Annotated in this window: 1 protein-coding gene and 3 pseudogenes; all 4 read right to left on the bottom strand. The window is 38.5% G+C overall.

The window, feature by feature from the left end:
• Positions 1-284, bottom strand: a pseudogene (locus tag J582_RS24600) (transposase); the annotation flags it as partial.
• A 103-nt stretch (positions 285-387) separates the two neighbouring features.
• Positions 388-612: a hypothetical protein gene (locus tag J582_RS24595; RefSeq protein ID WP_016653391.1), complete on the bottom strand. Its 225-nt coding sequence runs from the start codon at positions 610-612 to the stop codon at positions 388-390.
• A 38-nt stretch (positions 613-650) separates the two neighbouring features.
• Positions 651-1,193 (bottom strand): annotated as a pseudogene (locus tag J582_RS24590) (hypothetical protein); the annotation flags it as partial.
• 39 nt (positions 1,194-1,232) lie between these two features.
• Positions 1,233-2,252: pseudogene (locus J582_RS24585) on the bottom strand (terminase); the annotation flags it as partial.
• Positions 2,253-2,295: the final 43 nt, after the last annotated feature.

The raw sequence follows: 2,295 nt of genomic DNA, 5'->3' as shown, positions 1-2,295 counted from the left end.
GCAAAGTACGCTGCTGCCTTTTTTAGAAATTCACGTTCCATTTCAGCTGTTTTGAGCTGTTGTTTGAGCTTTTTATTTTCTTCGAGTAAGGCATTTAGATCAGGTGAATATTGTTTAGTGCCTGCTAAGGTGCCAGTCTTTGCTTTATTATTCCAATTTGAAAGAGTTTGCATTGAAATGCCAAGTTGTCTGGCTGTTTCCGATACATTGCCTTGATTGGCTTCAATCAATTTTATTGCTTCAACTTTAAATTCTGCGGTGTAAGTCTTCTGTTTCTTGCTCATGGTAAACTCCTGATGAGTGTCTATAGTTTACCAAGTTAAAACCTCCTGTTTTCTCAGCACACATCAATCCTTTACACACTCATTGCGCTATTTTAAAGATAATTTATTTGGAGTGCAGTGTGCTTCCCAAATTATTGCAAATTGAATAACCACCGTAGCTATTCTTAGAATTTACCTCTCCGCAATATCCTTTTATATTTTGGAATTGGGCTGAATCAGGATCTTTTAAGGTGCTTAAGATAGCTTCTTTTGACTCTTTTTCCACCTTTGAGCAACCATTAATCCCTACCAAACCAAGAACTAAGCTTAAAAAAATAATCTTTTTCATATAATACCAACACCTTAAAATTAGCTAATAATCCTGTTATGGCCAAATTCATCTTCACTATTATCAAATTGCTCCACGAGCACCAAAAGCTTTAAATCTTTTCGCCCACCAATGCTGTTTTCCTTCCAGTTAATGATTGAAAGCGCCTCATAAAGCGCAAAGTAAGGAACCCCATTGGAATCAACATCCACTAGCAAACCACAACGACCAAATACTAGAAGTTCAAGACAAATTCTAATGAAGAGCTGTTTAAGGCCAAATCCATCATTGGTTGCATTCTCTATTAAACCCTTTAACAGAGAACTCTCAATTACGATGTTAGGTTCCAGCTTTGAAAATAAACCAATCATCGTGCGTAATGAATCCTGAACCCATAATGGATACTGAGCGCGACTTAGATAGGCTTTATAAATCTCTCCAGTCGTATCTCCTTGCTTTTCAGCCTCAATCATTCCGGTCGATTTAGCTAGGTATTTAGTTTGTGCATGTTTAATTTGCTCTTCACCTGCTACGGCGTCACGCATAACCAACCAGCTTTTTTGTGCAGCAATATACTGCGGATGTTTATCAGTAACTGCCATAAAAACACCAATAAAAAATCACCTGTAAAGGTGCATTGTTTAAGACATCCCGCGAATTCTTCGAACTCCAACAGATTTCTTGTCGATCGGGAATAAATAAGCGATTGGATATGTACCTGCATCATTCATATGGTCAAAACCGGCACTCTTATCCGGCTGTCCATAATCATCATAGATTCGTCGCTCTAGGCATTTAGCAAAGTGAGGACATTTATCTACATTTACGAATAATCTGCGCTCAGATAATGTATTGCAGAGCATACCGTTCATTGAGTTAATACGATCTTTTACTGCTGGATTTCGACTATTCACATGAACTTTAAAACCTGCCTTTCTTAATAAAGCCAGATCTGTCTCACTAGCATTACTCGACTTTCGATTCTCACCTGAAGCATCGGGATAAACTGCAACCTCGTGATTAGGATATCGCTCTTGGATAGCCTCAATCATTGCTGGAGTATCGAATAGATTAAAGAACTCATCTACCGCATGCATATGCTCACCACGGCGAACATATACCACAGCAGCCATTTTAGTTACGTTGAAGTCCATTCCCACATGAAGAACATCATTAACCTTAACTGTTTCACTTGATGCACTTAGCAACCGGTTAAAACAATAGTAGATGACACCTTGATAGCTCTCAAAGCTTGCTTCATGTTCCTGACTAAATGTCTTAGGATCCATTTTGCGTTTAGCAACAATGATTTCAAACTCAGGAATATTTCCACCTTGTAATGAAGTGTAAGAAAAGCTTTTACAGTCTGGTTCATGCCCTGGCTGACCATCCATGAATGTGTCATAACAATGGTTAAAGCCTTTAGGCATACCAATTCTTAAAACATGGCCACCAACTCGCTGTTCGCCGTTCACCATATACTTACAGGTAGAAAGCATCGGGCGAAGCACTTCTTCCCATGCAGCCCATTTACAGTCGGCCCATTCATCAATAATTAAGAAAAATAAACCAGATCCACGAAGGTCATCATAGTTATCTAGACCAACGACACGGATAATATGGCCACTTCTTAAAGTAATTGAACATTCAGTTTCATTGGGACTGTTCTAAATTTTGTGTAAGTACTTAATTTTCATTTATCCT

Origin of the sequence: Acinetobacter sp. 1566109 (assembly GCF_000582255.1) — a bacterium.
Taxonomy (GTDB): domain Bacteria; phylum Pseudomonadota; class Gammaproteobacteria; order Pseudomonadales; family Moraxellaceae; genus Acinetobacter; species Acinetobacter nosocomialis.
The sequence above is the reverse complement of the archived record's forward strand: the minus strand, read 5'-3'. Positions and strand labels throughout refer to the sequence as shown.

What these genes read in the sequence shown, in the direction of transcription:
- J582_RS24595 (WP_016653391.1), bottom strand. Translation starts at nt 612, where the DNA reads ATGAAAAAGATTATTTTTTTAAGCTTAGTTCTTGGTTTGGTAGGGATT.